This is a genomic window from Flavobacteriales bacterium (assembly GCA_016715895.1).
Taxonomy (GTDB): Bacteria; Bacteroidota; Bacteroidia; order Flavobacteriales_F; family PHOS-HE28; genus PHOS-HE28.
This window is the reverse complement of record JADJXH010000003.1, coordinates 1,810,272-1,835,538: the sequence shown is the minus strand read 5'-3', so window position 1 is coordinate 1,835,538 and position 25,267 is coordinate 1,810,272. Positions and strand designations below refer to the sequence as shown.

The window sequence follows — 25,267 nt, the reverse complement described above, 5'->3', positions numbered from 1 at the left end:
GGATCCGCTGCAGGTCGACCCGATAGGTCGACGCTACGGGTGCCATGGGCACCCTGCGTGGAACCTGTTAGGCCAGTTCTTCGATCGAGAAGCTGTACTTCTCCATGATCTGGTTGGCCAGCAGCTTCTTGCAGGCCTCGTCCACCTTGGCCTCGGCGGCCTTCTTGTCCTTGGCCTCCACGTGGAGGGTGATGTGCTTGCCGATGCGCACACCGGTGATCTCCGGCAGGCCCAGGTTGGGCATCGCACCGCTCACGGCCTTGCCCTGGGGGTCCAGCAGGTTGTCGTGCGGCATCACATCGATGGAGGCGCGGTAGGTCTTCATGGGTTGATCTTGAGCCGCTGAGGCGCGAAGACGCAAAGAAATGCAAGGTCCCCGGCTTTGCGTCTCTGCGCCTTTGCGGCTAGCTGTCTTGCGCTCTCGGGAACAGCTTCCCCCAGAGCGGCGAAAGCAGGTACAAAAGTAGGATCAGCGGAACGGCCAGGATGCCGTAGAGCACCACCAGCACCGCGCCAACGCCGCCCAGCAGGTAGATGACCTGGTTGCCCGACCAGCGGAAGTGCTTGAACTTCAAGGAGGGGAGGGGGAGTTCGGAGAGCATGAGGATGCCGAGCAGCATGCTCAGGATGAGCGCTCCGACCGGGTATGCCAATACGGATACCAGCAACCGCAGTATGAGGTCGTTCCGATCATCCCAAAGGCCATTAGCCTGTCCATTCAGGCCGAGTCCAATGGACGCCCAGAAAAGAGCGTTGGCCGGGGTTGGGAGACCTAGGAAGCCTGACGTCTGGCGCTTATCCAGATTGAATTTTGCCAATCGCCAACAAGATGCGACACCGATCACCACTGGGATGGAGATGCGTATGAGCTTCGTAAGGATGTCTCCCTCAAGTCCGAGAAGGGTACCCAAGTGGCCGCGGGATGTTTGAATGTAGGTGACCAGGAGGTCCGCTTGGAATTGGTTCAGGTGCAGGTCAACAACGATCACATATGCGATGATGCCCGGCGCCACCCCGAAGCTCACCATGTCCGCCAGGCTGTCCAGCTGGGCGCCCAGCGGGGTGCCTCCGCCCAAGGCCCGGGCCGCCAGCCCGTCGAACACATCGAACACGGCCGCAGCGAACACCAGCCAACAGGCCGCTGTTAGCTGTCCTTGGGAGGCCAGGAGGATGGACAGCACGCCACAGGCTAGGTTCGCGGTCGTGAGCAGGTCGGGAAGCCGCGGAAGCCGTGCCATGGTGGTCGTGGGGATCGCGGCCTGGGGCCGGCGTCCCGGGCCGAAATTGGGATAATTTCGGGGCAATAAAGCAGGCCACCTTCTGTTAGAAGCTGCGTCAACCACCCAACGGATGAGGACCTTGAGCAGCAATGGCTTGCGCGGCATCGCGGCGGCCCTGATCACCTGTGCCACCGCCCCGGGCCTGCTGGCCCAGGACGCCCCCAAGTACAGCAACGAGTTCCTGGCCATCGGGGTCGGCGCCCGCGCCCTTGGCATGGGCTACAGCTTCGTGGCCTCCGCCAACGACGTCACCGCCGGCTACTGGAACCCCGCCGGCCTCACGCGGGTGCGCGGCGACCTGCAGATCGGGGCCATGCACAGCGAGTACTTCGCCGGCATCGCCAAGTACGACTTCGTCGGGGTGGCCAAACCGCTCGACACCGCCAGCACCCTCGGGGTCACCTTCGTACGCTTCGGGGTGGACGACATCCCCAACACCACCGCCCTGATCGACAACGACGGCAATGTGGACTACGACCGCATCAGCACCTTCACCGCAGCGGACCACGCCCTGCTGATCAGCTACGCCCGGCGCATGCGCATCCCCGGCCTGGTGGTGGGGGGCAACGTGAAGGTGATCTACCGCCGGGTGGGCGAGTTCGCCAACGCGTGGGGCTTCGGCCTCGACCTGGCCGCCCAGTACGAGAAGGACAAGTGGCGTTTCGCCGCCGTGGCCCGCGACATCACCGGTACGTACAACGCCTGGAGCTATTCGCTGGACCCGCAGACCATCGAGACCTTCCAGCTCACCGGAAACGACCTGCCGCAGAACAGCACCGAGGTCACCCTGCCCCGGTTGACGCTGGGCGCCGCGCGCGAGTTCCGGATCGGCAACAAGGTCGGCCTCATCACCGAGCTCAACCTGGAGAACACCTTCGACGGCCAGCGCAACACGCTGATCAGCACGGGCACCTGGAGCGCCGACCCCCGCTTCGGCCTGGAGGTGGGCTACGCCGGGGTGGTCTTCGTTCGCGCCGGGGTCAACAACTTCCAGTACGTCACGGACATCACCGACACACGCCGGTTGAACTTCCAGCCCAACATCGGCGCCGGGCTCAAGATCCGCGGCATCGCGGTCGATTACGCCCTCACCGACATCGGCGACAACTCCATCGCGCTGTACAGCAACGTCTTCAGCCTTCGGTTCGACATCTTCAAACGAAGCGGCTCATGAGGTGGACGGGCACGGTCCTTCTCGCGGTGCTGGCCGCTTCGGCGAGCCTGGCCCAGCCTTACGGCAACGAGTGGATCGACCCGTCCCGGCCCTACTGGCGCTTCACCGTCGCCGCCGATGGCATCTACCGCATCGACAGCACCGCCCTGGCCGACGCAGGGTTCCCTGTAGGTACGGTGGACCCGCGTAACATCCAGGTCTTCGGTCGCGAACAGGAGGTGCCCATCTTCATCCAGGGGGAGGACGATGGTGTGCTGAACGGTGCGGACTTCATCGAGCTGCAAGCGATGCGGAACGATGGCTGGATGGACGGAGCCCTGTACGAGGTGCCGGGCACCCAGAGCAACCCCTTCCACAGCCTCTACAACGACAGCATCCGCTTCTACATCACCTGGTCGGCGGGCACCACCGCCCCGCTGCGCGTGAAGCCCTACACGAACACCGACCACACCCCGCACACGCCACGGCCATGGGTGTGGCGGGAGACCCTGTCGCAGTTCGGGCTCGCCTACTACCTGGGTGATCGGGGCCTGTTCGGGGCCTCGTCGTCCTTCATGGTGGAAGGGGAGGGCTACTTCCGCAGCTGGCCGCTGGAGACCTATGGCGCCGATGGCACGCTGCTCTTCCAGGTGCCCTCGCAGAACCCCTATCAACAGCCCGACGCCCCGCCTTCGCGCATCGACATGGCCGTGGCCGGCGCGAACAGCCCCAGCAACGGGGCCTGCGACGACCATCACCTGCAGGTGTTCTACGGGGCCAATCTGGTGCAGGCCTTGGACACCACCTATCGCGGCTACCAGTATCGTCGCCTGGGCTTCGATCTCCCCACCGGCGCTCTGGACACCTGGGCCACCAACATCCAGACGCGGGCGGTGTACGACCTGCAGGCCTGTGCCGGGGCCAACTACCAGGACCGCCAGAACATCGCGTACATCAAGCTACGGTACCCCCGCGCGATGAACTTCGGTGGCGAGCCCATCGCGGATGTGCGCGTGCCGCACAACGGGACCACGGATACGCTGGCCTACCTGCGCTTCATCGGCTTCTGGGGAACACCCGTGGTGTACGCCTACGGGGATACGGTCCGCCGTGTGCAGGTGGTGCAGGATGGCTTCGGTTTCTGGCAGGCCCTGATCCCCCTGGCCCCCAACGCGACCGAGACGCGGGTCTTCATGTACCGGCAGGAGCAGATCGCGGCCCCTGCGGGCCTGCGCCCTGTATCGGTCAGCGGGCAGTTCACGGACCTGGTGCAGGCCCAGCAGGATTCGGCCATGCTGATCGTCACCCACGCATCGTTGCGCACCGCCGCGGAGCAGTATGCGATGACCCGGGCCACCAGCCCCACCAACCCCATGAACGCGGTGGTGGTGGACGTGGACGAGCTGTACGACCAGTTCGGTGGCGGTGTGCCGAAACATCCTCTGGCCATCCGCCGCTTCGCCAAGTTCGCGCTCGATCAGTGGGACACCGATCCGCGGGCGCTCTTCCTGGTGGGCAAGTCGGTGCTGGCCCCCTCCATCAACGGCCTCAACGGGCACCGGGACGACCCTTCGGTCTATCCCAAGTGCCTGGTGCCCACCCTGGGTTTCCCGCCCAGCGACATGTGCTTCACCCTGGGTCTGAACGGTGATCCGACGGACATGGTGATCCCGGTCGGGCGCCTGGCCGCTCGCACTCCGGACGAAGTGGACCTGTACCGGTCCAAGGTGGAGCAGTTCGAGAGCTGGGATGAGCCCGAGCCGTGGATGAAGAACATCCTGCACTTCCGGGGAGGCTTCGTGGAGTCGGAGTTCCAGCAGTTCGACAACTACCTCCGGCAGTATGAACTGCTTGCCGAGGACACGAACTTCATCGGGAAGGTCACGCAGTTCAACAAGAACACACCGGGTGTCTACGGACAGGCCTCCGCGGACAGCGTGAAGCATCTGATCGAGGATGAGGGGGTGACCCTGATGACCTTTTTCGCGCATGCCTCGGGCGGCGGGTTCGACATCACCATCGACAATCCGGTGAACTACAACTGGGGTGGCAAGTACCCGGCCATCATCGGCAACTCGTGCTATGCGGGCAATGTGCACCTGGCCCCGTCCGAAAGCGCGAGCGAGAAGAACGTCCTGGTGCCCAATGCAGGGGCCATCGCCTTCATGGCCTCGGTGGACATCGGCCTGAGCAACATGCTCTACTTCTACACGCTGGAATGGTATCGCAGTTTCAGCCAGGTGAACCATGGCGGCAGCATCGGGGAGCACATGCGCCATGCCGCGAAGCAGCAGCTCCAGGGGAGCGGTTACCTGAACGTCAACAACGCTCACACCTTCACCCTGCACGGGGACCCCACCCTGGTGCTGCATACGTTCGATCGGCCCGACCTCTCGGTGAGCGAGCCGGATGTCCTGATCTCTCCCGACCCGGTGACCGCCGACCTGGACACCTTCACCGTGGATGTGATCGTGACCAACCTCGGCAAGGGCACCGGAGCCACGACCAACGTGGTGCTTGAACGGAGGCTGGTGGAGGAGAACCAGGTGATGCAGCCGATGTACGCGCCCGTTTCAGCGGACACCCTCCGGAGCACGGTGCGGTTCCGTCTGCCGGTGCTCGCGAACGAGGGGGGGCAGGGCCTCAACATCCTCAACATCCGTGTTGACCTCGATCCGGACGCCATCGCGGAGGTGGACGATCTGGGCAACAACGCCGTGCAGGCCTCCCTGTTGATCACCAGTGGCGAGATCTTCCCCGTGGAGCCCTTCAAGTTCGCCATCATCCCCGATGCGAACCCCGTGCTGAAGGCCAGCACCGGCGATCCTTTCGCGCCGATGCGTGCGTACCGCTTCCAGATCGACACCACCGATACGTACGACAGCCCGGTCTTCGAGGAGGTCGTGATCAACGCGCCCGGTGGGGTCGTCAGCTGGTCGCCCCAGCAGATCTTCGGGCTCAACGCCCAGCAGGACAGCCTGGTGTACTTCTGGCGCTGCACGCCGGACAGCACCGGTGACGGCACCTATGACTGGCGGGAGTCCTCGTTCCAGCACATCACCGACCGTCGTGGCTGGGGCCAGGCCCAGTTCTTCCAATTCAAGGAGGACGGCTTCCCGCAGGTGATCTACGACCGCCCGCAGCGGCTGTTCCGGTTCAACGATGCCCCGCGTGGCATCCGCTGCGAGGTGACAGGCGGCAGTGGCCTGATCTGCAGCTACTACATCGACCTCCAGTGGGTGGACGGCCAGGGATGCGGCGGTGAGCGCGCGCTGCATGTGGCGGTGATCGACCCGGCCACCTTCGAACCCTGGAAGACCTGCTGGAACGGCCAGGACCTCGACCATCAGTTCGGCAACATCAACAGCTGCGACAGCCTGTGCGAGCGCAGCAGCAGAGCACAGAAGTACTTCTCCTACTGGCCTTCGCGCCCCTCGCACATGGCCGGTCTCACGGACCTGTTGGAGAACCAGGTGCCGCCGGGCTATCACATCCTGATGTGGACCTACGTGGGCACGAACAAACCGGGCATGGATGCCAACGGTGGGCAGGCCCTGTACGATGCGTTCAACAGCATCGGGGCCACCGATCTGCAGAGCGCACCCGACACGGTACCGTACATTTTCTTCGGGACCAAAGGCGACCCCGGATCGGTCATCCAAGTGACGGGGGCCTCGAGCACCGCGGCCATCAACCTGTCCACCTTCGTCACCACCCAGGGCGTGGCCGGCGATATCGTGGCCCCCTGGGCGGGCCCGGCCTCCGAATGGAAGGGCCTGTACTGGGACGAATTCCCCAATGACACGCGCGACAGCGTCAACATTCAGGTCTACGGGGTCACCCCGTTCGGCGCAGAGCAGCTGGTGTTCGAGCGTGGCGGGCCATTAGACTCCATCCCCCAGACGGTCTTCCAAAGCGGCATCAATGCAGCGCAGTTCCCCTTTGTGCGGCTGCGTGCCAAGCTCCTCAACGATTCGGTGGCCGAACCGCTGCCCTCCCAGCTCGATCGCTGGCAGTTGCTGATGACCCCTGAGCCGGAGTGCGCCATCGATCCGCCCTTGGGCTTCGTGAGCAACCTCGAGGGCATCGCCGAACCGCAGCAGGCAGAGCTGGCCGTGGCCGTGCACAACATCAGCCCATTTGACATGGACAGCCTGCTGATGCACGCCTGGGTGGTCAGCGCGGACGGTCAGCGGCGCGCCGTGCATGACAAGCGCAACGCGCCCCTTCCCGCCGGTGCCGTGCTGATGGACACCATCCGCTTCAGCACCGACGGGCTCGGCGGCCTGAACACCATCATCATCGAGGCCAACCCGGTGGACAGCGCCACCGGTCGCTACGACCAGTACGAGCAGTACCACTTCAACAACATCGCCCAGCTCCGCTTCACCGTGAACGAGGACAACGAGAACCCGCTGCTGGACGTGACCTTCGACGGGGTGCACATCCTGGACGGCGACATCGTGAGCGCGCGCCCCGAGATCCTGGTGACGCTGGACGATGAGAACCCGGTGCTGTTGATGGACCAGCCCTCCGACACGATCAACTTCAAGGTCTTCCTCACCGAGCCGTCCGGCACCGTGCGGCGCATCCACTTCCGCGATGGTGCGGGCATCGAAGTGATGCGCTTCATCCCGGCCACGGGCGCTGACAACATCGCCCGCATCGACTACCGGCCCACCTTCACGCTGGACGGGGTGTACAAGCTCACCGTGCAGGCCAACGATGCCAGCGGCAACATCTCGGGCGACCGCAACTACGACATCCGGTTCGAGGTGATCACACGGCCCACCATCACCGACGTCCTGAACTATCCGAACCCCTTCACCACCAGCACGCGCTTCGTGTTCACGGTCACGGGCACCGAGCCGCCGACCTACCTCAAGGTGCAGATCCTCACGATCACCGGACGTGTCGTACGGGAGATCGGTCCGGCCGAACTGGGGCCTGTCCGCGTGGGGCGCAACATCACCGAGTTCGCATGGGACGGCACGGATCAGTTCGGCGACCGCCTTGGACGCGGGGTCTACCTCTATCGCGTGATCGCCCAGCTCCATGGGGAGGAGATGGAACGGCGGGAGTCCGGTGCCTCGCCGCATATCGAGAAGGGCTTCGGCAAGATGTACCTGCTCTACTGAGCCCTCCTACCTTCGGCGCCACCGTGCGCGACCTCATTCATCTGAGCCTGTCCCTCCTGGGCGGTGTGCTGCTCACCCTCGCGTGGCCCGCATCCGGTGGAGTCTCTCCGCTACTGTTCGTGGGCCTGGTGCCCTTCATGCTCGTGGTGGAGCTGCGCTGCCCTCCTCGCGAGCGCTGTGCCCGGCGTGGCACCGGTTGGATGCTCTTCGCGGGGCTGGCGCTCTGGAATCTGGTGACCACTTCTTGGCTGGGCCAGGTGCAGGAGAGCTGGGGCACCCGGGTGCTGCTCGGGGTGGGCGTGATGCTGGCGAACGCCGGCCTGCAGCTCATCGCCTTCGCCATCGGTCGACGGGTGCGCCGCCGGCACGGCCGTTGGGCGGGATGGGCCGCCTTCGCCGCATGGTGGATGGCCTGGGAGGTGATGCACATGCGGTGGGACCTCCAGTGGCCATGGCTCACCTTGGGCAACGGCTTCGCCGCCCGTCCGCAGTGGGTGCAGTGGTACGAGCTCACCGGTCACCTCGGCGGCTCACTTTGGGTGCTCGTCACCAACCTCCTCGTGCTCCGCTGGATCCTCCTGGGTGGCACCCGGAAGGCGGCCTGGGCCCCCCTGCTGCTGATCACCCTGCCGGTCCTGGTCTCGTGGGCGCGGTTCGTCACCTACGACGAACGTGGTGGAAAGGCGGAGGTGGTGGTGGTGCAGCCCAATATCGATCCCTACTCGGAGAAGTTCGGTGGCATCGACCCGCTTGTGCAGCTGGATGACATGCTTGCCCTGGCCGGACCCTGGATGACCGACAGCACGCGTCTTCTTGTGCTGCCCGAGACCGCGCTCCAGGAGCCATCGCGGGTGTTCATCACCGACGGCGGTGAGCTGGAGCTCGCCGGGCTGTGGGAGAATGACCTGGAGGCCTCGGGGAGCGTGCAGCGCATCCGCGCCTGGCAGAAGAGCCATCCGCGCTGCGCCGTGCTGGCCGGCATGTCCAGCTCCCGGTTGCTTGGCAAGGACGAGCGCACAGTGACGGCACGCCCCATCGGCGGTACCGATCGGCAGTACGACGCGGCCAATGCAGCCCTCTTCGTCGCACCGGATGCACCCGCTGCCGCCTATCGCAAGAGCAAGCTCGTCGCCGGGGTGGAGCTTCTTCCGTTCGAGGCCCTTCTCGGCGGCTTGGAGGCCCTTTCCATCGACATGGGCGGCACCACCGGCAGCCTTGCCCAGCAGGAGGAGCGTACCGTGTTCTCGCCTTCCGACGCGAGCTTCGGTGTGGCTCCCGTCATCTGCTACGAGTCCGTCTTTGGCGACTACGTAGCCGATTACGTGCGCAACGGGGCCGACCTCGTCGCCATCATCACCAACGATGGCTGGTGGGGCGACAGCTACGGCTACCGGCAGCACCTGGCCTACGCGAGCCTCCGGGCGATCGAGTGCCGACGCGCGATCGCCCGGTCCGCGAACACGGGCATCAGTTGCTTCGTCGATCAACGCGGGGTCATCCATCAACCCACCGCATGGTGGCAGGAGGCCGTGATCCGGGAGAGCGTCCATCTGAACACGGATCGGACCCCGTTCGTGGCGCTCGGCGAGGTGTTGAGGTGGGTGGCCCTGTTCGCCGGTGCGGCCGCGCTTTTGGCCGCCTTCCTGCCCGGGGGCCTTGCGCGGCGGCGGGGGCGGGAATGAGAAGGGGCGCCTCAAGGCGCCCCTTCGTGGTCGTTCCGTTCGCGCTTATTGCAAGTGCACCCGCCGGCTCATCCGGTTGCCGCTGTTCTCCAGCCGCACCACATAGATGCCCGTGGCGATGGACTCCGTGGGCACCACCAATTGCGTGATGCCGTTCGCGATCGCGGTGCGGGGCTGCGTGGTCATCACCTTGCCCTGTGCATCGAGGAGCGTCAGGTCGTACACGTCGTCGGACGAGCTGCTCACGGTCACCACCATCACATCCCCACCGTCGAAGGCGTTCACGATCTCGATCCCGGAGCCCATGCCACAGCCGGCGGCGATCACCTTGCTGGTGGTCGTCGTGCGGTCAAGGTCGGTCTGGATGAGCCGGTAGTAGGCCATGGTGGTCGGGTTCGGGTCGGCGAACGAATAGTTCGTGGTGCTTACGCTGTTCCCCACGCCGTCCACCTGCCCGATCATCGTCCATTCGATGTTGTCCAGGCTCTTCTCCACCACGAAGTAGTCGTTGTCCTTCTCCGAGGCGGTCGTCCAATTCAGCACCACCTGGCCATCTTCACAATCGCCTTTGAAATCCACCAGTTCCACCGGCAGGGGGTTGCCGATGTCCGAAAGCGTCCAGGAGCGGAAGAAGTCGGCATCGGCGATCACACCGGCCGCCGGCACGGCCACCGAGTACGGTGCCGTGTTCCAAATGCAGGTGGGCAGATAGTCGCCCCATTTGTTCGTGCCCGGATTGAACCGCTGCGCGATCAGCTGGTTGCCGGCCCCGATGGTGTTGCCCGCCGTGATCTCGGCCGCATCATAGCGGAACACGATGGATGCATCCGGCTTGTTCCCGAAGGCGAAACCCGGAGCCTGTGTATCGATGATCCAGAAGCGGTCCACCACGTGGCCGGACTCATTCGTCGCACCCGGGGTAAGGTTGTTGCCTGTATCCCAGTTGTTCATGTGCGTGACGTCCGATGGCTGATAGAGGGCATTGTTCCACCGGTTGGCCACCGGAACGGCCACATCCGTCCCGTCGTAGTTGTAGGTGGAGAAGAGCACGGAGCCGCCCGCGCTGCCGGCCGCAAGCACCGTGTAGGTCAATGGCATCTTCACGTTCCCCGGATTGGTGAAGGGAATGGTGTACGCCCCGGTACCCGTGCCGATCGACCAGCGGATGAAGTTGCGCTCACGTTCCGAAACGATGTTCGCCCCCGTGCCGGCCACGGTGATGGCGTTCGTGTTCGGATTGTCCACCACCAGATAAGTGGCTTGCGCCGCCGGCGTGTTCGGGTCGAAGACCACGTAGGCGTTGTTGTTGATCACCAGCCGAGCCTGCCCGAGGACGGCGCCGGCGACCAGAACACAGGACGACGTGAGTAACTTTTTCATCATGGCAACCTCAAATCTATGTGGTTCTTCCGCCCACTTCAACCCCCCCGCTTCAAAAGCAGGGCCGATGCTAGGGTTCCCGGGGCCTGGATCCTGGTTGTTAGATGCCTGACCGTCAGGCTTTTGATGAGTGGTCTTGGAGACGGGGCGGGGGTGGAACGTTCGCCTTCTGCCGAATGACGCGATCGGCGGTCAGTGGTTGCTTCCATGGGATAACTTCGATCGCGCATGCAGGTGGTCAGAACGCTTGAGCACATCCTCCCGTTCGATGCGCGGGCTTTGCGCACCGAGCGCCGGTGGCTCTATCGACGGGCCACCGATCGTGATGTGGCCGTCCTTGGTGTGGGCTGTCGACGGTTCGTCGAGAGCGACGACCCCGGTGAGGCGATCGAGAGCTGGACGGACCTGGTGAAGGCCGGGCATCCCTCCATGGGGTTCCTCACCTATGACCTTCGGGAGCCCCTGTTCGGTCAACGGAGCAGGCATCCGCGTTCGGGTCCCTGGCCCTTGATGCGGTGGTTCGTTCCAGAGGTCATGGTCCTCTGGGAGGATGGGCGCACCCGGTTCCTGGGCACCGATCCGGCCGTCATCGATCGACTGATCGCACGTCTCACCGCTCCACCGCCTGCGGTACCGTCCGGCCCGTGGGGACCCTGGGTGCTGTCCACCGACAAGACCACCTACCTCGGGCATACCGCGCGATTGCTCGAACACATCCAGCGGGGTGACATCTACGAGGTGAACTACTGCGTGGAACGCACCGGCCACCTGCCCGGCCGGGACCCGCACGCCGCGTTCATGCGCGGTTCGCAGCGGACCCAAGCCGCCTTCGCGGCCTTTCACGCCTGGGACGACCGGTATGCGATCTGCCTTTCCCCGGAGCGCTTCCTGTGGACCACCGCCGGGCGCGTGCATTGCGAACCCATGAAAGGCACGCGCCGCCGTGCGCAGGACCCTGCCGTGGACCGTGCCATCGCGAACGAGCTGGCGAACGACCCCAAGGAACGCGCCGAGAACATCATGGCCACCGATGTGGTCCGCAACGACCTCAGTCGTGTGGCCGCCCCGGGTTCCGTCCGTGTGCCTGAGCTGTGCGGCATCCGCACCGCCGGTCCGGTGCACCAGATGGTGTCCAGGGTCGAAGCGCGCCTCGACCGCGATCGTGGCCCTGCCGATGCCGTCCGCTCCGCGTTCCCCATGGCCTCCATGACCGGCGCTCCGAAACACCGGGCCATGGACCTCATCGACCGTCACGAGGACCAGCGCCGGGGGCTGTTCAGTGGCACGATCGGATGGTGCGATGGGGCAGGGGACCTGGACTTGAACGTGGTGATCCGGACCGTGGAGTACGATGGGCTCACCGGTGAGGCCCGACTGGTGACGGGCAGTGCCCTGACCGCGGCCTGCGATCCGGAGCATGAATGGGAGGAATGCGCCCTGAAGGCGTGCTCCGTCATCGACGCCCTTGATGATGCTGGTGCCTGAGGTGCGCGAGGTGCTTCGTGTGCACGGGCTGTTGAAGCCGGGCGAAGCCGTGCTCGTGGCCCTGAGCGGCGGGCTCGACAGCATGGTGCTGCTCCATGTGCTCCGGCGATCGGGTCACCCCGTCGTGGCCGCTCATGCCGAGCACGGTCTCCGCGGTGCGCGCGGCGAAGAGGACCGGGACTGGCTGCTGCACTGGTGCCATGAACAGCAGGTCCCCATCGAGACCACCTCCCTGCACGTGCCGCAGCTTCGGGCCGCGGCGAAGGGGTCCATCGAGATGCTGGCCCGAACTGCCCGCGCCGACTGGCTTCGTGACACGGCCCAGCGCACCGGCTTGCACCACATCGCGACGGCCCATCATCGGGACGATGTGGTGGAGACCCTGCTCATGAACCTCATGCGCGGGACGGGATCGCGGGGGTGGCGTGGCATCCCGCGCCGAAGCGGTCCATTCATCCGCCCCTTCCTGGATGTGCCAAGGGCGACCCTTGCGGCCTATGCCGCTGACGAGGCCATTCCCTTCAGGGAGGATGAGAGCAACGCGGACCCGGCCTTCCTGAGGAACCGCGTGCGCCACGAGCTGCTGCCCCTCCTGCGGCGCATGAGCCCGGGTTTCGACCGGGCCATGGTCCGCTCCATCGCGCATCTGCATGAGCTCCTCGATCATTGGGAGCACCATAGCGGGACCTTGGACCGGTCGATGGATGAGGAGGGGATCCCGTTCGACCTCTTGGAATCGGCGCCCTTCCCCAGGCTCATCCTGCACGAGGCCCTGCGGCACCGTAGCATGCATCCCGATCAGCTCGACCGGATCCTGCGTGCGGTGGCGCACCGGCGGACCGGCGCCCGGTTCCCGATGAAAGGAGGAGCGCTTCTCGTGGACCGTGACCGCCTGCAGTGGTCGGGCCCGGAGGAGGAAGCTCCCGCCTATGCGATCGATGCGGACCTCGAACTTCCGGAAGCGGCGCCCGTGCGCCTCACGCGGCGCGATCCCGGAGGGCCGGTGCACGAGCGCCACGTGGTGCGCCTTGCCGCCGGACGGTTGAAGGGTCCGCTGGTGCTGCGGCCATGGCGCGCCGGCGACCGGTTCAGACCGCGTGGAGGGCGCGGCTCCCGCCTGGTCAGCGACCTGCTGATCGATGCCAAGGTGCCGAGGGATCGGAAACGCGGGGTCTATGTGCTGTGCGCGGCAGGCGAGATCGCCTGGGTGGTCGGTCATCGGCTGGCGGAGGGATTCGCCGCTCGCCCGGACCAGGATGAGGTGGTCTATGGGGTCCCCGTCCGCTGAGCAACTCCTATCTTCAGGGCCTCACCGTCACGCGCCCATGAAACCGACCGCCGCTCAAGTGATCGCCAAGGAGGACCTGGAACGCCTCCGCTTCCCGCAGGAAGCCGTGCTGCTGACCGATGCCCACCGCACCGAGCTGAAGAAGAAGGTGGCCCGCGCGGTGCAGCTTGGCAATGGCGAGCATGGCAAGTGCCGCATCCTGTTCCGCGACGCCGAAGGGCTGAAGGCCGTGGAGACCACCATCTGGTCCGCCGACGACCGCACCCTCGTCCTGAAGTATGGGGCCACCATACCGCTCGGTCGGGTCATCGACATCGAGATGCCGCTTTGATCCTTCAGGATCGCAAGCGATGGGCAAGATGGCCGGTCCTGCGCCGGAATGAGGCTGCTACTTTTGTCAAGCCCTGCCCTCCATGTCCAACATCGCACTGATACCGCTGCTGCTCATCCTGCAGACGGGACCTGCCGGCCCGGCGCAATGGGCGTTCTCTGCGGAATCTGGCACCGATGGACTGGTGCAGGTGGTCTTGAAGGCGACCCTGGAGCCCGGGTGGCACCTGTATGCCCTGCAGCTTCCCCGGGAGGACGGACCGTTGCCGACGGTCATCCGGCTCACCCCCGGCGAAGGCCACACCGGCCTTCTGGAGGTCTCAGGCCCGGAGCCTGTGGAGGAGATGGACCCCAACTTCGCCATGCTCGTGCGGCACCATTCCGGCGAGCCGGTGTTCCGGGCGTCGACCAAACGGGCCGGAGATGGAGCGTTCAAGCTGAGCGGGGAGGTGGAGTACATGCTTTGCAACGACCGCACCTGCCTGCCTCCGGTCACGGTACCGTTCACAGTGGAGGTCCCCGCCGGATCGAAGTGACCCCCATGCGCAGAGCCCTTTCCCTATTCAGTGGCGCACTTGCCATCAGCGTCTCGGCCCAATTGCCCGGCGGCGCGGCACCGGTCTCCGCGGATCCCGTCACCTGGAGCATCAGCATGGTGCAGGTGGAGGGCGCCCAATGGGACCTGATCTTCCGCGCTGACATCATCGACGGCTGGTACGTGTACTCCCAGCAGAGCTTCGGCGATGCAGGGCCCATGCCCACCACGCTGGCGTTCGACACCCTGCCGCATGTGACCCTTGCCGGAGCGGCTGAAGAGACCGGTGCACACGTCGTGCAGGGCCATGATCCGGTGTTCGACATGCAGGTGAAGAAGTTCAAGGGCTACGCGCTTTTCACCCAGCGGGTCGCGCTCACCGATCCAGCCTCGCCGATCACAGGGCGGCTGGAGTACATGACCTGCGACGACCGCGCGTGCATCTTCCCGGACCCCGTCCACTTCCGCATCACCCCGGCGGCCGACCGTGCCGAGATGGGGGCCGTCCCCTTCACCCGGGCCGCCGCCAGTGACGACCCCGTGCAATGGACAGTGTCCGCGAGCGACCTTGGCTCCGGGCGTTGGGCGATCGCCTTTGGCGCCACCGTGCGCGACGGCTGGTACATCTACAGCCAGGAGGCCTTTGGCGATGGACCGATCCCGACCAGCATCGTGTTCGACACCGTGCCTCATTTCGCATCAGCAGGCGAGCCCACCGAGCAGGGGGCCGGCAAGGTGGAGGGCCATGACCCCATCTTCGAAATGACCGTGCGCAAGTACAAGGGCACGGTCGTGTTCACGCGCACGGTGCGGGTGGACGATCCGCAGCGGCCCGTCACCGGCACCATCAATTACATGAGCTGCAACGATGAGGCCTGTGTGTTCCCCGACCCGCTGGCCTTCTCCATCGTGCCTGCCACCGGTGCCGTGGTGCTGGGCGGTGCGCCTTCGGGGTCCGACCTCGCGGTGGTGGACGGGCCCATGTACAAGCTGCCCAAGGTGGACCTCAACGCCCCCGTGCTGAAGGCGTCCACGGGCGAGGTGGCCGAACTGCGCTCCACCACATCGCTGTGGAGGATCTTCCTGCTGGGATTCGTCGGCGGCCTGCTCGCTCTGCTCACGCCGTGCGTGTTCCCGATGATCCCCCTCACGGTGAGCTTCTTCACCAAGGGCAGCGAGGACCATGGCAAGGGCCTGCGCAATGCGCTCACCTACGGAGGCTTCATCCTGTTGATCTACCTGATCTTCAGCCTTCCTTTCCACCTGCTGGGATCGGTGAACCCCGAGATCTTCAACGAGATCAGTACGAACCCCTGGCTCAACGTGTTCTTCTTTGTCATCTTTCTGGTCTTCGCGGTCAGCTTCTTCGGCTACTTCGAGATCACCCTGCCGAGCAGCTGGGTGAACAGCATGGACCAGAAGGCCTCGCGGTTCGGTGGATTGGTCGGTATTTTCTTCATGGCCCTCACCCTGGCCCTGGTGTCGTTCAGCTGCACGGGACCGATCCTGGGCTCGCTGCTCGCAGGAGCCCTGACGGCCGATGGGGGGGCATGGCAGCTCACGGCCGGTCTGGGCGGGTTCGGCATGGCCCTCGCCCTGCCCTTCGCCCTGTTCGCCATGTTCCCCAGCTGGCTCAACAGCCTTCCGCGCAGCGGCAGCTGGCTCAACAGCGTGAAGGTGGTGCTCGGGTTCGCCGAGGTGGCCCTGGCCTTCAAGTTCCTGAGCAACGCCGACCTCGTGAAGCACTGGGGCCTGGTGCGCTATGAACTGTTCATGGCGGTGTGGGTGCTTTGTGCCTTGGGCATTGTCCTCTACCTGTTGGGCCTGATCCGGTTCCCGCACGACAGCCCCGTCACCAAACGTTCTGGACCACGGTGGGCCTTCACCGCCCTCTTCGCCGTCACCACGGGCTACCTCGCCCTCGGTTTCCGCTACAACGCGGATACCAACACCTTCCACACCCTCAAGCTGATGAGCGGGCTGGCGCCGCCCGTAGGGTACAGTTGGATCTTCCCGAAACACTGCCCGCACAATCTGGATTGCTACCACGATCTGGACGCCGCCCAGGCCCAGGCCCAGGCCACGGGCAAGCCGCTCCTGCTCGATTTCACCGGATATGCCTGCGTGAACTGCCGCAAGATGGAGGAGCATGTCTGGCCCGAGCCGGAGGTGTACGACCTGATCAAGGACCGCTACGTGCTCGTGTCGCTCTATGTGGACGACAAGCAGGAACTGCCGAAGGAGCAGCAGCACATCTACAAGACCTCTTCCGGCAAGCAGAAGCCCATCGTCACCATGGGCAACAAGTGGAGCACGGTGCAGGCGGAGACCTTCCAGATCAGCTCACAACCGTTCTATGCGCTGCTGAGCCCGGAAGGCGAGCTGCTCACCGATCCGGTGGCCTACACACCTGATGTGGCCGAGTACCAGGCCTTTCTAGAGCGCGGCATCGAGGCCATGCGCATCCTGGACCAGCGCGCCAGCCGCTGAGCACCTTCCGCGGGGCTTGCGGGACCGGATCCGATCCGCCATCTTTTCGGGCGACATGTTGACGGATATTCCGACGTTCGAGGCGCATGATGCGAGCGGCACGAGCTGAAGCCCGGCCCGTTCAAGGCCATACCGGGGATGCCCGTCCGGCCGGGGCGGGGACCGGCACGGCCCTGCGTTCTGCCGCATCTTTGATCCCATGAGCAACGACCGCATCCGCACCCATTTCACCGAGGCCGCCGACGTGCTTGCGCGCTTCCTGGCCGACCCGGCCAACCTCGCCGCCGTGGAGCAGGCCTCCGCCTTCATGTCCTATTGCCTCAAGCAGGGGGCCAAGGTGATCAGCTGCGGGAACGGCGGCAGCATGTGCGATGCCATGCACTTCGCCGAAGAGCTTACCGGCCGCTACCGCGACGACCGCCCGCCCATCGCAGCCTTGAGCATCAGCGATCCCAGCCACCTCACCTGCGTGGGCAACGACCACGGCTTCGAGCACGTGTTCGCGCGGTTCGTACAGGCGCATGGACGCGAGGGCGATGTGCTGCTCGCCATCAGCACCAGCGGCAACAGCCCCAACGTGCTGCGTGCCGCCGAGGTGGCCCGCGAGAAGGGCATGCATGTCATCGGCCTCACCGGCAAGGACGGCGGAAAGCTGGCCGACCTGTGCACCGTGGAAGTGCGTGTGCCCCACAACGGATACGCCGACCGGATCCAGGAAGTGCACATCAAGGTGATCCACGCCTTCATCGATCACATCGAGCGGGAGCTGAACTGAGGGGCATGCTGGTCAAGGTCTTCGGCAGCGCGGTCTTCGGCATCAACGCCACCATCGTCACGGCGGAGGTCAATGTCACCAAAGGGGTGAAGTTCTACCTGGTGGGGTTGCCGGACAACGCCGTGAAGGAGAGCTATCATCGCATGGACAACGCCGTGCGCAGCTGCGGCCTCGATTTCCCGCGTGGCAAGCGCACGGTGATCAACCTGGCCCCGGCCGACGTGCACAAGGAGGGTTCGGCGTACGACCTGCCCATGGCCGTGGGCATTCTGGGCAGCACGGGCCAGATCCCCACGGACCGGTTCCCGGACTTCCTCATCATGGGTGAACTGTCGATGGACGGTGGTGTCCGCCCGATCAAGGGCGCCCTGCCCATCGCCATCGAAGCCAAGCGCAGCGGCTTCAAGGGCGTGATCGTGCCCAAGGAGAACGGCCGCGAGGCGGCCATCGTCGAAGGCCTCACCGTGTACGGTGTCACCCACCTGCGGGAGGTCATCGGCATCCTGGAGGGTGGACCGACCGTGGAACCCGAGCATGTGGACATCGCCGCCGAGTTCGCGGCCAGCAGCCGGTCGTACCCGGTGGACATCGCCGACGTGAAGGGCCAGGAGAACATCAAGCGGGCCTTCGAGATCGCCGCCGCCGGCGGGCACAACATCATCCTCATCGGTCCGCCGGGCGCGGGCAAGACCATGCTGGCCAAGCGGCTGCCCACGATCCTGCCGCCACTGCACATCGAGGAGGCGTTGGAGACCACCAAGATCCACAGCGTGGCCGGCAAGCTGCGCAAGGAGGACAGCCTGTTGAGCGTGCGCCCCTTCCGCTCGCCGCACCATACCATCAGCGATGTGGCGCTCGTGGGTGGCGGCAGCCATCCCCAGCCTGGAGAGATCAGCCTGGCGCACAACGGCGTCCTCTTTCTGGATGAGCTGCCCGAGTTCAAGCGTACCGTGCTGGAGGTGCTGCGCCAGCCCTTGGAGGACCGGGTGGTCACCATCTCCCGTGCCCGCTTCACCGTGGAATACCCGGCGAGCTTCATGTTGGTGGCCGCGATGAACCCCTGTCCCTGCGGCTTCCACAACCACCCGGAGAAGGAGTGCGTGTGCGCTCCCGGTGTGGTGCAGAAGTACCTCACGCGCATCAGCGGCCCGCTGCTGGACCGGATCGACATCCACATCGAGGTGACGCCGGTGCCGTTCAGCGAACTGAGCGCGGAGCGCAGCACCGAACGGAGCGCCGAGGTGCGGAAGCGCGTGGTGCGCGCGCGTGAGGCGCAACAGCGGCGGTTCGCCGGCATCGGGCTGCACAGCAACGCGCAGATGAGCAGCCAGCAGCTGCGGAGCATCTGTCGCATCGATGACGCCGGCAAGGCGCTGCTGGAGCGGGCGATGGAGCGGCTCGGTCTCAGTGCCCGTGCATATGACCGCATCCTGAAGGTGGCGCGCACCATCGCCGACCTGGCCGACAGCGCGGACATCCGCACCGAGCACCTGGCCGAGGCCATCCAGTACCGCAGCCTGGACCGCGAGGGCTGGGCCGGTTGAGGCGGCGTGTAACCCTGCGGCCGCCACCCCGTATGAGGGTACGTCCGGATCGACCGGGCCCCAACCTCAACGCCGTGCGCATCACGCTGCTTTCCCTGTCCTCCGCCACCATCGCGGCATTCCTGCTCTCCCTGACGGGGGCGGCCGCGCAGGACCCGGAGCGCATCTTCCTTGACGAGCATCTGGAGCGCACCACCGGCCGCAAGGCCACCTTCTACCGCATCTGGGAGGGCATGGAGGGCCAGTATTTCATCGGCCGCACCTATGCGATGGACGGTAAGTTGAAGGCCGAAGGCCGCTATCTCGACCAACAGCTCACCATCGAGCACGGCCACTTCACGTACTACCATGCCAACGGCAAGGTGGAAAGCTCGGGTGATTACACCGAGGGATTGAAGTCAGGCGTGTGGGAGCGATATGATGCCTGGGGACGCCCTCTCGCGGAGAAGGTATACGACCCCGAACCGCTGGCCGACATCGTGTATACAAGGGCTCAGAGCATGCCCAACTACCCTGGTGGTGAGAAGGCCCTTGTCCGCTATATCCGTCGGAAGGTCTCGGGTGATGAGGAGCAACGGATGAAGGCCCAAGTGACGGCCAGCTTCATCGTGGAGAAGAACGGAGCACTTTCCGATGTGAAGGTGGTGAAGGGGCAGGACCCCCTCATCGATGAGAAGGTGGTGGATGCCCTGCGGTCCACGCCGGCCTGGGACCCTGGCCGTGAGAAGGGTCGACCCGTGCGGGTGCAGATGCGGCTGCCCGTGGATTTCTGAACGAACCAGACGCCATACCATAGGATGAAGGCCCCGGGACCTCCGGGGCCTTCGCCGTTATGCAGGGTTCCGATCAGCCCTCCTTGCCGTGGCACTGCTTGAACTTCTTCCCGCTGCCGCACGGGCAGGGGTCGTTCCGGCCCACCTTCTTCTCCACGCGAACGGGCTGCGCCGGACGAGGTGGCCCGGCCTGCGAAGGCGGCGGAGCGGCACGAGGCGGCGCGGGTGCGGTACGCGGAGCGGCACTGGTGCTGCTGCCCGCGTAGTTCGGTACATCGGTGCGGCTGGTCTGCAAGCGCTGCTGCGGGGCACGGGGGGCCTGGGCCTGTTGCACGTTGGGCTGCGCCGTGGGCAACCCGGCCCCGCTGAGGAAGCCAATGACGTCAGCGTTGATGCGCTCCACCATGTCCTTGAAGAGGTTGAAGCTCTCCAGCTTGTAGATGAGCAGGGGGTCCTTCTGTTCAAGACTTGCGTTCTGCACGTTGCGGCGCAGGTCGTCCATCTCCCGCAGGTGCTCCTTCCACTCGTGGTCGATCACCGCCAGCGTGATGTACTTCTCCACACTGGCCGCCAGTTCCCTTCCTTCGGACCGGTAACAGCGCTCCAGGTTGGCCACCACCTGCATGGTCTTGATCCCGTCCGTGATCGGCACCACGATGTTCTCGTACTGCGCGCCCTGGTTGAGGAAGACGTCGCTGATCACCGGCAGGGCCTGGCGTGCGAGCTCATTGGTGCGCCGGCCATAGGCGGCGAGCGCCGCCTCCATCACCTGGTCCACCAGGGTGTCGCGGTCCGCCTTGCGGAACGCGTCGGCCGGCACGGGGCTCTCGCAGTGAAGCCGTCGGAAGAGCTCCAGTTGGAACCCCTCGTGATCGCCGGCCTCGTGGTACTGGTCCACGATGCCCTGGGCGACGTCGTGGAACATGTTCATGATGTCCAGCTTCAGGCGCTCGCCGAACAGCGCATGGTTGCGGCGCTTGTAGATCACCGTACGCTGGCTGTTCATCACATCATCGTACTCCAGCAGGCGCTTGCGGATGCCGAAGTTGTTCTCCTCCACCTTCTTCTGGGCGCGTTCGATGCTGCGGGTCACCATGGCGTGCTGGATCACCTCGCCCTCCTTGAGGCCCAGGGTGTCCATCAACTTGGCGATCCGCTCGCTGCCGAACAGGCGCATGAGGTCGTCCTCCAGGCTGATGTAGAACTGGGAGGAACCCGGGTCGCCCTGTCGGCCGCTGCGACCGCGCAACTGGCGGTCCACCCGGCGGCTCTCGTGCTTTTCCGTGCCGATGATGGCCAGGCCGCCGGCCTCCTTCACGCCGGGACCGAGCTTGATGTCCGTTCCGCGACCGGCCATGTTGGTGGCGATGGTCACGGTGCCCGCCAGCCCCGCGTGGGCCACGATCTCGGCCTCGCGGGCGTGCTGTTTGGCGTTCAGTACGTTGTGCTTGATGCCCCGCATCGTGAGCATCTTGCTCATCAGCTCGCTCACCTCCACGCTGGTGGTGCCCACCAGCACGGGCCTGCCCTCGCCCTGGAGCTTCACGATCTCCTCGATCACCGCGGTGTACTTCTCCCGCTTGGTCTTGAACACCATGTCCTCGTTGTCCTTGCGGACCACGGGGCGGTTGGTGGGGATCACCATCACGTCGAGCTTGTAGATGTCCCAGAACTCCTGCGCCTCCGTTTCGGCCGTACCGGTCATGCCGGCCAGCTTGTGGTACATGCGGAAGTAGTTCTGCAGGGTGATGGTGGCGTAGGTCTGCGTGGCGGCCTCCACCTTCACCTTCTCCTTGCTCTCGATGGCCTGGTGCAGCCCGTCGCTGTAGCGGCGGCCCTCCATGATGCGGCCGGTCTGCTCGTCCACGATCTTCACCTTGCCGTCCATCACCACGTACTCCACGTCCTTCTCGAACAGGGCGTAGGCGCGGATCAGCTGGTTCACCGTGTGGATGCGCTCGCTCTTGATCCCGAACTCCCGAAGCAGGTCATCCTTCCGGCGCGCCTTCTCTTCGAGGGCCGCGCCGCCGCGCTCGATCTCGGCGATGGTGGCACCCACGTCGGGCAGGATGAAGAACTGGGCGTCCTGCACATCGCCGCTGATCAGGTCCACGCCTTTCTCGGTGAGCTCGATCTGGTTGTGCTTCTCCTCGATGACGAAGAAGAGCTCCTGATCCACCTTCGGCATCTCCTTGGCCTGGTCCTGCAGATAGTGGTTCTCGGTGCGCTGGAGAAGGGCCCGGACGCCGGGCTCGCTGAGGAACTTGATGAGCGCCGAGTTCTTCGGCAGGCCGCGGTGGGCGCGGAGCAAGGCCAGTCCGCCGCGCTCTTGCGCATCCTTGCTGATGCTTCCGTCGCCGAGCCCCTTCAGCAACTCCTTGGCCTCGGCGAGGAGCTTGGTCACCAGTTGCTTCTGAGCCGCGTAAAGGCGCTCCACGCGCGGCTTGTACTCGTCGAACTGGTGCACCTCGCCCTTGGGCGTGGGGCCGCTGATGATGAGCGGGGTGCGGGCATCGTCGATGAGGACGCTGTCCACCTCGTCCACGATCGCGAAATGGTGCTTTCGCTGCACCTGCGCGCTGGGCGCATGGGCCATGTTGTCGCGCAGGTAGTCGAAGCCGAATTCGTTGTTGGTGCCGAAGGTGATGTCGGCCAGGTAGGCGTTGCGGCGCTCGGCGCTGTTGGGCTGGTGCTTGTCGATGCAGTCCACGCTGAGGCCGTGGAACTCGTAGATCGGCCCCATCCACTCGCTGTCCCGCTTGCTCAGGTAGTCGTTCACGGTGACCACGTGAACCCCTCGACCCGCCAGCGCGTTCAAGAAGACCGGCAGGGTGGCCACAAGCGTCTTGCCTTCGCCGGTACCCATTTCCGCGATACGCCCCTTGTGCAGGGCGGTGCCGCCGATCAACTGCACATCGTAGTGCACCATGTCCCAGGTGATGGTGCTGCCTGCGGCCACCCAGCTGTTGCGCCAGACGGCCTGTTCCCCTTCGATGCGCACGCTGTCCCGCCGGGCGGCGAGCTCACGGTCCATCGCCGTGGCCTGGACGCGCAGCTCCGGGTTCTCCTTGAACCGGCGGGCGGTGTCCTTGACGATCGCGAAGGCCTCCGGGAGGATCTCGGCGAGCACCTCCTCGATGGCGGCCACCGTGGCGGCCTCCAGTTTGTCGATCTGCTGGTAGCGCCCCTCCCGCGCATGGATGTCCATGCCCGGATCGGCGTCGATCTCCGCGCGGAGCTGGTCGGCCTGGTCCTGGTCCGCCTTGATCCGCTCGCGGATGCGTTCGCGGAGGGCGGCGGTGCGCGCGCGCAGCCCGTCGTGGTCCAGCGCGGCGAGCTCGGCGTAGCGGGCCTTCACCTGTTCGACCAGCGGGGCCACCTCCTTGAGGTCGCGCGTGGCCTTGTCACCGAAAATGGACTTGATGGCTTTGTTGAAGGCTCCTATCATGGCTGGATGCAGGGATGGCGCCGCCTGGCGGTCCGGGGGCGGGCGGAAGCGCGCGAAGTTAGGGCTGATGGAGCGTGCACGGACCATGCCGCCGGGTGGGTCGCGCCGATCTGGCAGCCGCCAACGAAAGACCCCCGGGCATACCGGGGGTCCTCAGGTGGGGGAGCGGTCCGATCAATACTCGTCCTCGTTGAAGAAGAAATCCTCCTTGGAGGGGTAGTCCGGCCAGATGTCCTCGATGCTCTCGAACACCTCCTCATCGTCCTCGATGGCCTGCAGGTTCTCCACCACTTCGAGGGGGGCGCCTGTACGCATCGCGAAATCAATGAGCTCATCCTTGGTGGCCGGCCAAGGCGCATCCTCCAGGTAGGAGGCCAGTTCCAGTGTCCAATACATCGTGCGCGGGTTGCTCGTTCCGGTAAAACGGGCGCAAATATAACCGGATGCCCCAGCCGCCACCGGGTAGTTTTCAACCGGCCGGCACACCCGGTGAAGGCCTCACCACCGGTCCTTCAGCCGCGCGGCTTCCAAGGGATCTCGGCCACCTGCAGCCGCAGACCGATGTGCCGTGCGAGGACGAACAGCAGATCGCTCAGCCGGTTCAGGTATTCCACGAGCACCTGCGGGATGGGGGTCAGCGTCGCCAGCTCGACCACCCTGCGTTCGGCCCGGCGGCACACCGTGCGGCAGATGTGGGCCTGCGACACGCAGGGATGGCCGCCCGGGAGGATGAAGTTCCGCATGGGGGCCAGTTCGCGGTCCATGGCGTCCATGGCCTCCTCCAGGCCCTTCACATGCGCCTCGCCGATCGGAGGCAGCTTGAACCGTTCCGCGTCCGCATCCGAAGCACAGGCCAGTCGCGAGCCCAGCGCGAACAAGGTGTTCTGGATGTCCTCCAGCAGCGCGCGATGCTCCTCCGGGGCCTGGTCGCGCAGCAGGCCCAGATGGCTGTTCAGCTCGTCCACCGTGCCGTACGCCTCGATGCGCCCGTCGCTCTTGGTCACGCGCTCTCCGCCCAGCAGGCCGGTCTCTCCTTTGTCCCCGGTGCGCGTGTAGATCCTCATGTGCGGTGGCGTTCGGTTCGTGTGAAGGACCGCCTCTCACGGTCCCGGGCGATCAGTAGCGGGAACGGAAATGCTGGGGCGCTTGTTCGGCACGGAAGAACACCAGCCCGAGGTCATAGAGGTCGATGGTCACGGTCACCCGCGGGTGGGACTTCACCGCCTCCCAGGCCTCCTCCATGCCGCGGCTCCAGTGGATATCATCCAGGACGAACAGTGAGCCGGGATGCGCTTTTGCCAGGCAGCGCTCGAAGAGGTCCAGCGTGGCCGCCTTCTCATGGTGACCGTCGATGAAGGCCATGTCCAGGCGCTCCATGGTGCGCAGGACATCGGGCAGCCGCGTCCTGAAGGCGCCAAGCACCGGATGGATGTTGGCCAGGCCGGAGCGCTCGACGTGATGCTTGGCGATCTGAAAGGTGCGTGGGCAGCCCTCGATCGTCGTCACCTCGCCGTGCTCCGCACCGAGCGCGAGGTAGAGCGTGGTGAGGCCGAACGAGGTGCCGAGCTCCAGCACCGTGGCGGGGTCGAAATACCGGGCCAGACGGAACAGAAGGCGGGCCTGGCGCGGCGGCTTCATGGCCGTGCGCGCCATGTCGGCCACCTGCCGCACGGGATGATCAAGCACGCGTGAACCGGCCCCCAGATCGTTCACCTCGATGGTGCGGTCGCTCGACAGCAATTCGTCGCGCAGCTGCTCGATGGCCTGGAATTCCGGACGCTCGTGGTCGTTCCTCAGCACCTCGGTGATCAAGGTGTACACGAAGGGGGAGTGGATGCCGTGCGGACCCCGCGCACGGACAAGGTGGCTCAGGTAGCTGCCGATGCGCTGGATGTGCTGTTCCATGGGGACCGGGGTCCAGCAAAAGTACCGGGACCAGGCTCTCCCCGGGGAACCTGTCCCGTGC

18 protein-coding genes are annotated in these 25,267 nt (G+C 65.4%); 11 read left to right on the top strand and 7 right to left on the bottom strand.

Translation table 11 applies throughout. From position 1 onward, the window contains the following. Positions 1-67: 67 nt before the first annotated feature. Together purS and IPM49_07985 are read right to left on the bottom strand one after the other, a co-directional pair. Positions 68-325, bottom strand: coding sequence for a phosphoribosylformylglycinamidine synthase subunit PurS (gene purS / locus IPM49_07990; protein ID MBK9274464.1), 258 nt, complete (start codon positions 323-325; stop codon positions 68-70). Positions 326-404: 79 nt separating this feature from the next. Further along, positions 405-1,181 carry a CDP-alcohol phosphatidyltransferase family protein gene (locus IPM49_07985; protein MBK9274463.1) on the bottom strand — a complete coding sequence of 259 codons (777 nt, stop codon included), beginning with the start codon at positions 1,179-1,181 and terminating at the stop codon, positions 405-407. Positions 1,182-1,350: 169 nt separating this feature from the next. On the opposite strand from IPM49_07985, the gene IPM49_07980 reads away from it, so the two are divergent. Genes IPM49_07980 through lnt form a run of 3 tightly spaced genes read left to right on the top strand, consistent with a single transcriptional unit; the run spans position 1,351 to position 9,253 of the window. Then, a complete protein-coding gene (locus IPM49_07980) occupies positions 1,351-2,454 on the top strand; it encodes a PorV/PorQ family protein (GenBank protein ID MBK9274462.1) in 1,104 nt (367 codons plus the stop codon). Then, a complete protein-coding gene (locus IPM49_07975; GenBank protein MBK9274461.1) occupies positions 2,451-7,571 on the top strand; it encodes a hypothetical protein in 5,121 nt (1,706 codons plus the stop codon). Before IPM49_07980 ends, IPM49_07975 begins: the two co-directional genes overlap by 4 nt. 23 nt (positions 7,572-7,594) lie before the next feature. Continuing rightward, the gene (gene lnt, locus IPM49_07970) at positions 7,595-9,253 is read left to right on the top strand and encodes an apolipoprotein N-acyltransferase (protein MBK9274460.1); all 1,659 of its coding nucleotides are present in this window, start codon (positions 7,595-7,597) and stop codon (positions 9,251-9,253) included. 45 nt (positions 9,254-9,298) lie between these two features. On the opposite strand, the gene IPM49_07965 is transcribed toward lnt, so the two are convergent. Next, positions 9,299-10,633, bottom strand: coding sequence for a T9SS type A sorting domain-containing protein (locus tag IPM49_07965; GenBank protein ID MBK9274459.1), 1,335 nt, complete (start codon positions 10,631-10,633; stop codon positions 9,299-9,301). Between the two features lie 228 nt (positions 10,634-10,861). On the opposite strand from IPM49_07965, the gene IPM49_07960 reads away from it, so the two are divergent. The 8 genes from IPM49_07960 to IPM49_07925 all read left to right on the top strand — a co-directional run bounded on the left by IPM49_07960 (position 10,862) and on the right by IPM49_07925 (position 19,853). Further along, on the top strand, positions 10,862-12,118 hold the full coding sequence (locus tag IPM49_07960; protein ID MBK9274458.1) for an anthranilate synthase component I family protein: 1,257 nt from the start codon (positions 10,862-10,864) through the stop codon (positions 12,116-12,118). Then, a complete protein-coding gene (gene tilS, locus IPM49_07955) occupies positions 12,102-13,406 on the top strand; it encodes a tRNA lysidine(34) synthetase TilS (GenBank protein MBK9274457.1) in 1,305 nt (434 codons plus the stop codon). The genes IPM49_07960 and tilS overlap by 17 nt, the downstream gene beginning before the upstream one ends. 37 nt (positions 13,407-13,443) lie before the next feature. Beyond that, positions 13,444-13,737 carry a hypothetical protein gene (locus IPM49_07950; GenBank protein MBK9274456.1) on the top strand — a complete coding sequence of 98 codons (294 nt, stop codon included), beginning with the start codon at positions 13,444-13,446 and terminating at the stop codon, positions 13,735-13,737. An 82-nt stretch (positions 13,738-13,819) separates the two neighbouring features. Further along, entirely contained in the window at positions 13,820-14,272 is a 453-nt protein-coding gene (locus tag IPM49_07945) for a hypothetical protein (GenBank protein MBK9274455.1), read from the top strand. A gap of 5 nt (positions 14,273-14,277) precedes the next feature. Continuing rightward, positions 14,278-16,761, top strand: coding sequence for a thioredoxin family protein (locus tag IPM49_07940; GenBank protein ID MBK9274454.1), 2,484 nt, complete (start codon positions 14,278-14,280; stop codon positions 16,759-16,761). Positions 16,762-16,960: 199 nt separating this feature from the next. Further along, entirely contained in the window at positions 16,961-17,536 is a 576-nt protein-coding gene (gene lpcA, locus IPM49_07935; GenBank protein ID MBK9274453.1) for a D-sedoheptulose 7-phosphate isomerase, read from the top strand. A gap of 5 nt (positions 17,537-17,541) precedes the next feature. After that, positions 17,542-19,080, top strand: coding sequence for a YifB family Mg chelatase-like AAA ATPase (locus IPM49_07930; protein MBK9274452.1), 1,539 nt, complete (start codon positions 17,542-17,544; stop codon positions 19,078-19,080). A gap of 74 nt (positions 19,081-19,154) precedes the next feature. Then, a complete protein-coding gene (locus IPM49_07925) occupies positions 19,155-19,853 on the top strand; it encodes an energy transducer TonB (protein MBK9274451.1) in 699 nt (232 codons plus the stop codon). A 73-nt stretch (positions 19,854-19,926) separates the two neighbouring features. Here the strand turns inward: IPM49_07925 and secA are convergent, their stop codons facing one another. The 4 genes from secA to IPM49_07905 all read right to left on the bottom strand — a co-directional run bounded on the left by secA (position 19,927) and on the right by IPM49_07905 (position 25,206). Then, positions 19,927-23,301, bottom strand: a complete 3,375-nt coding sequence (gene secA, locus IPM49_07920) for a preprotein translocase subunit SecA (GenBank protein MBK9274450.1) — start codon at positions 23,299-23,301, stop codon at positions 19,927-19,929. A 174-nt stretch (positions 23,302-23,475) separates the two neighbouring features. After that, a complete protein-coding gene (locus IPM49_07915) occupies positions 23,476-23,697 on the bottom strand; it encodes a DUF2795 domain-containing protein (protein ID MBK9274449.1) in 222 nt (73 codons plus the stop codon). A 116-nt stretch (positions 23,698-23,813) separates the two neighbouring features. Continuing rightward, a complete protein-coding gene (locus IPM49_07910; GenBank protein MBK9274448.1) occupies positions 23,814-24,365 on the bottom strand; it encodes a cob(I)yrinic acid a,c-diamide adenosyltransferase in 552 nt (183 codons plus the stop codon). A gap of 52 nt (positions 24,366-24,417) precedes the next feature. After that, positions 24,418-25,206: a class I SAM-dependent methyltransferase gene (locus IPM49_07905; protein MBK9274447.1), complete on the bottom strand. Its 789-nt coding sequence runs from the start codon at positions 25,204-25,206 to the stop codon at positions 24,418-24,420. Positions 25,207-25,267: the final 61 nt, after the last annotated feature.

Coding starts and splice junctions, on each gene's coding strand:
- IPM49_07975 (MBK9274461.1), top strand. CDS start 2,451: ATGAGGTGGACGGGCACGGTCCTTCTCGCGGTGCTGGCCGCTTCGGCG.
- IPM49_07960 (MBK9274458.1), top strand. CDS start 10,862: ATGCAGGTGGTCAGAACGCTTGAGCACATCCTCCCGTTCGATGCGCGG.
- lpcA (MBK9274453.1), top strand. CDS start 16,961: ATGAGCAACGACCGCATCCGCACCCATTTCACCGAGGCCGCCGACGTG.
- IPM49_07980 (MBK9274462.1), top strand. CDS start 1,351: ATGAGGACCTTGAGCAGCAATGGCTTGCGCGGCATCGCGGCGGCCCTG.
- secA (MBK9274450.1), bottom strand. CDS start 23,301: ATGATAGGAGCCTTCAACAAAGCCATCAAGTCCATTTTCGGTGACAAG.
- purS (MBK9274464.1), bottom strand. CDS start 325: ATGAAGACCTACCGCGCCTCCATCGATGTGATGCCGCACGACAACCTG.
- IPM49_07940 (MBK9274454.1), top strand. CDS start 14,278: ATGCGCAGAGCCCTTTCCCTATTCAGTGGCGCACTTGCCATCAGCGTC.
- IPM49_07945 (MBK9274455.1), top strand. CDS start 13,820: ATGTCCAACATCGCACTGATACCGCTGCTGCTCATCCTGCAGACGGGA.
- IPM49_07905 (MBK9274447.1), bottom strand. CDS start 25,206: ATGGAACAGCACATCCAGCGCATCGGCAGCTACCTGAGCCACCTTGTC.
- tilS (MBK9274457.1), top strand. CDS start 12,102: ATGATGCTGGTGCCTGAGGTGCGCGAGGTGCTTCGTGTGCACGGGCTG.
- IPM49_07930 (MBK9274452.1), top strand. CDS start 17,542: ATGCTGGTCAAGGTCTTCGGCAGCGCGGTCTTCGGCATCAACGCCACC.
- IPM49_07965 (MBK9274459.1), bottom strand. CDS start 10,633: ATGAAAAAGTTACTCACGTCGTCCTGTGTTCTGGTCGCCGGCGCCGTC.
- IPM49_07950 (MBK9274456.1), top strand. CDS start 13,444: ATGAAACCGACCGCCGCTCAAGTGATCGCCAAGGAGGACCTGGAACGC.
- IPM49_07915 (MBK9274449.1), bottom strand. CDS start 23,697: ATGTATTGGACACTGGAACTGGCCTCCTACCTGGAGGATGCGCCTTGG.
- IPM49_07910 (MBK9274448.1), bottom strand. CDS start 24,365: ATGAGGATCTACACGCGCACCGGGGACAAAGGAGAGACCGGCCTGCTG.